At 43.4% G+C, this 4,055-nt stretch carries 5 protein-coding genes; 3 read left to right on the top strand and 2 right to left on the bottom strand.

All coding sequences use genetic code 11. From position 1 onward, the window contains the following. Window positions 1-297, top strand: a 297-nt coding sequence (locus F6K38_RS36565) for a phenylpyruvate tautomerase MIF-related protein (protein ID WP_502709637.1), incomplete at its 5' end; no start/stop codon positions are given. A 13-nt stretch (window positions 298-310) separates the two neighbouring features. On the opposite strand, the gene F6K38_RS36560 is transcribed toward F6K38_RS36565, so the two are convergent. Beyond that, entirely contained in the window at window positions 311-727 is a 417-nt protein-coding gene (locus tag F6K38_RS36560) for a helix-turn-helix domain-containing protein (protein ID WP_008188032.1), read from the bottom strand. 272 nt (window positions 728-999) lie between these two features. Here F6K38_RS36560 and F6K38_RS36555 point away from each other — a divergent pair, with 272 nt between their 5' ends. Next, window positions 1,000-1,161 (top strand): hypothetical protein, encoded by a 162-nt coding sequence (locus F6K38_RS36555; RefSeq protein WP_154659774.1) that lies wholly within the window; start codon window positions 1,000-1,002, stop codon window positions 1,159-1,161. A 204-nt stretch (window positions 1,162-1,365) separates the two neighbouring features. Here the strand turns inward: F6K38_RS36555 and F6K38_RS36550 are convergent, their stop codons facing one another. Continuing rightward, entirely contained in the window at window positions 1,366-1,623 is a 258-nt protein-coding gene (locus F6K38_RS36550) for a hypothetical protein (protein ID WP_008183892.1), read from the bottom strand. A 1,323-nt stretch (window positions 1,624-2,946) separates the two neighbouring features. On the opposite strand from F6K38_RS36550, the gene F6K38_RS36545 reads away from it, so the two are divergent. After that, on the top strand, window positions 2,947-4,055 hold a 1,109-nt coding region (locus F6K38_RS36545), incomplete at its 3' end, for an ATP-binding protein (protein ID WP_287359922.1).

The raw sequence follows: 4,055 nt of genomic DNA, 5'->3' as shown, positions 1-4,055 counted from the left end.
GGGTTGCTGAAAATCCTGTCAGGAAAACTAGCCGAGCATGTGGGTAAACCTGAAGCTTATGTGATGACAGCGTTTGAGCCTGGTGTTGCTATGACGTTTGCTGGTAGCTTTGACCCAGTTTGCTATGTGGAAATTAAAAATATTGGCACCATGAAGCCCACTCAAACTAAGGCCATGAGTCAGGATTTTTGCAAGACGATTAATGAGACCTTGGGTGTAGCACTTAACCGAATTTATATTGAATTTGCTGATGCCCAGAGACATATGTGGGGTTGGAATGGCTCAACGTTTGATTGACCTTAGACCTGGCTCAGCTCACTTTAAAGTCAGAAATCGTCTCAATCCATACCCGTGCTCCACAGTGTAGGGGATTATCCGGGCGATACATGACCCGACAAGGGCCATTGACTTCTACGGTATGACCGTAAGTGTTATTAGTGCCTCGTTTGACAGTAATCACTGGATTCCTTTCGCCGGTGTTGTGATTTTGGCGAATCACTTTCTGGTTAACGTGGATCACAGCCTTCGTGTAATTTGTACGCTTTGACCAATTCCGCTTTGGTCCACGAGTGCCAGGAGTGACCACGGGCATGCCATCAAATAAGGGAATCACCCAAGTTCTACCGACTTTATAAGCACCTTTAACTCTGCCCTTGCTCAACAGGAAACGGACGCGAGTGGCAGAGATACCTAGTAATTCAGCGGCTTGTGCGGTAGAAATCATCATGGCGAAAAACCATTGTGTTTACGATATTGTTTATATTAACACGATTTTTTAAAAGATGCAATGGGTGGAAAGTGTGGAGATAGTGGTGGTTGAAAAAAACTGTTGCATTTACACTATGGGAGGTATAAGTGGTTAACGTGGATAATTGGAAAAACTATTGCATTTGCACTAGGGGTGATATAGGTGATGTGGGTGTTTAAAAAAAACTATTGCACTATCACAAGTCTTTGGGTGGTGCGTTACGGGGCGGCTTCAGGCGCGTAGAGGAGAACATGAAAGCAAGCCCGCCCCTAACGCACCCTACGCAACAATTGCCCAATTCCCGATTCCCGATTCCCGTTCCCCTCCTGGGAGGGGTTAGGGGTGGGTTCCGATTCCCGATTCCCTGTTCCCTCAATGATCAAAATAAAAAAATTCGGTCAAGTTCTGGTTAATTCCAATGCTTGACCGAATTATTTCTTGTAATTGTCAACAACCCTAGAGTCCTTGACTATTTGTCCTCTATTTCGTTAGCAAATTGTCACAATCAACAACCTACTAACCTATTCCTCGTACTAATCACAGACACTTGAGACTTTGTCCTTTATCCTTGGTTTTTCCTTGTCGCCAGGGATTGGCATCCCTGGCAAGTTGCTATCTTAATCTACCGACAGATATCGAATCAATATACTGATTACTTCACCTGGATTTTCGGTAGGTTGAGGAGTGCTCCACTCATCAACTTGTGCGTAGCCAAGGCTATAAAGGCTGTAAATTGTCATCCGCACAGTTTTGGGAGAACCGATCAATATATGTTTGATTTGCTTCCGTCCTGGCCGGGATTCGCCAGAGGATTCAGGCGGATTAGGATTGTTAGGATTATCATCGGAATTCGGGATAAAGTCTTGATTGTCCATGATTAGTTTTAGGTGTTTTTTACGAGGACATTTTTATCTTATAAAATATTTTTTATGTTGTCAAGTAATTTTCAGATTTTTTTTGAAAATAATTTTGGCACGGAGGGGGTATTTATGAAAAAGTTTAGATTACTTTTTTTGTTTTTTTGCTTGATTTGGTAGTAGCGATCGCGTTTTTTTTTAGAGGTTGTCTGAGAAGTCTCATTTGCTACATTAAAGCCCCCTAAATCCCCCAATTTTGGGGGACTTTTACCAACAAATTGATTCTTGTTCCCCCCAGAATTGGGGGCTAGGGGGGCAAAATTCAATATCAAAAAACTTTTCAGATATCCTCTTAGAGCGTTTTGCTAGGGTATATTTGAAAGCGATCGCATAAGCGCGGAAGCTGAGGCCTTTGGGCCACGCTTTGCGAACGCTTCATCCCTTAGCGTGACATGCAGGTCAATCGCGTAGTTGCTCAATGGTTCCATGGCTTTCTATAGCATTTTATATCTCGATCCCCCCCAGCCCCCCGTGATCATTGGGGGGAGTCCGGAAAGTCCTGTTTATCAAAGGTTTAATTCCGGAAAGTCCCCCTTGTTAAGGGGGATTTAGGGGGATCAAAACCCAGGAATTATGGGTTAGATTGAGGGAATGCGATCGCCTAGCGTGACATGCAGGTCAATCGCTTAGTTGCTCAATGGTTCCATGGCTTTCTATAGCATTTTCTATCTCGATCCCCCCCAGCCCCCCGTGATCATTGGGGGGAGTCCGGAAAGTCCTGTTTATCAAAGGTTTAATTACGGAAAGTCCCCCTTGTTAAGGGGGATTTAGGGGGATCAAAACCCAGGAATTATGGGTTAGATTGAGGGAATGCGATCGCCTAGCGTGACATGCAGGTCAATCGCGTAGTTGCTCAATGGTTCCATGGCTTTATATAGCATTTTATATCTCGATCCCCCCCAGCCCCCCGTGATCATTGGGGGGAGTAATTAAAGTCCTGTTTATCAAAGGTTTAATTCCGGAAAGTCCCCCTTGTTAAGGGGGATTTAGGGGGATCAAAACCCAGGAATTATGGGTTAGATTGAGGGAATGCGATCGCATAAGCGCGGAAGCTTCGCGTGACTCGCATAGCGGCTCAGAGCATCGCGTTTTTTGTCGGGATGATAACTTAGGTAATTTTAGCGTTGATAATGGTAAAAAAATACACAGTTTTTTACCTATTTACTTATCCCTGCTCCCTAATCCATACTCCCTACTCCCAATAATAAAATTCCTAACCCAATTTAAACCTGATATACTATAATAAGTAATATCTAAACTAAATCATTGTTTGAGGTAGTCGTGGCGTTGGACTTACTGAGCGAAATATATAGTTCCTTTGAACCTTTTCAGCCTCCACCAAAAAAGGCTTATGTTGACTGTCAAGATGTTCGTGGAGGTTGGGAGGTTACTCGAGAGTTAGGAAGGAAAATTACCCGGTCTAAAAAGCCAACATGCCAGCTATACTCTGGGCACCGAGGAGTAGGAAAATCTCCTGAACTTTTACGGCTAAAAGAGCATTTAGAACAAAAGAAGTATTTGGTGGTTTACTTTGCTGCAGATGACGAATATATTGAACCCCAAGATGCTGATTATGCAGATATTCTCTTTGCTTGCACTCGCCACTTGGTGGAAGCAATTAAGCTTGAACAGCATAATCCATTACTAAATTGGATGAAAGATCGTTGGGAATCCTTAAAGGATATTGCCCTGACCGAGGTAGCGTTTGATGGGTTAAGTTTAGAAGGGCAAATCTCACAGTTTGCCAAGATTACTACTAACCTTCGAGCAACACCAGATAAACGGCGTGAACTCCGCCAAAAAATTAACGCCAATACGCCATCTCTAGTAGAAGCCCTCAACGACTTTATCCAGGAAGCTCAAAACTCCTTGTCTGCTAAGTCTGCTAATAGTCGAGGAATTGTATTGATTGTTGACAACCTTGATCGCATGGCAGAAACCCAAGACATAGGGAAACCAAGTAACTATGATGAAATTTATCTGAATCGCAGTGAAATGTTACGAAGATTGGCTTGTCATGTAATTTATACTGTGCCAATAGCCATGGTGTACTCAGGACGGGCAACTCAGCTGGAAAATAATTACGATAAACCTGATGTATTGCCAATGATCATGGTTTGCAATCCAGACGGAACAGAAAATGAACGGGGCCTAGACAAAATGAGGGAATTGATACGTCGTCGGATTGCCCTGATCGAACCCAACTTGCTTCAAACCCTAGAGGGGAAAGTAGACGGGCTAGATTTTCCGCCGGTATTTGATAACGGTGAGACCTTAAAGAATCTTTGTCTAATGAGTGGTGGACATGTCCGAAACTTGATGCAATTAATCCAGAAAGCGATTGACTGGACAGATGAACTACCGATTACTAAAAAAGCAGCAAAGCGAGC

Source organism: Moorena sp. SIO3B2 (assembly GCF_010692525.1).
GTDB classification, from domain to species: domain Bacteria; phylum Cyanobacteriota; class Cyanobacteriia; order Cyanobacteriales; family Coleofasciculaceae; genus Moorena; species Moorena producens.
Note: the sequence above shows the minus strand (reverse complement) of the source record. Positions and strands in the feature narration are given on the sequence as shown.

Excerpts from the sequence above, each read along its gene's own strand:
- F6K38_RS36555 (WP_154659774.1), top strand. The coding sequence starts at position 1,000 with ATGAAAGCAAGCCCGCCCCTAACGCACCCTACGCAACAATTGCCCAAT.
- F6K38_RS36560 (WP_008188032.1), bottom strand. The coding sequence starts at position 727 with ATGATGATTTCTACCGCACAAGCCGCTGAATTACTAGGTATCTCTGCC.
- F6K38_RS36550 (WP_008183892.1), bottom strand. The coding sequence starts at position 1,623 with ATGGACAATCAAGACTTTATCCCGAATTCCGATGATAATCCTAACAAT.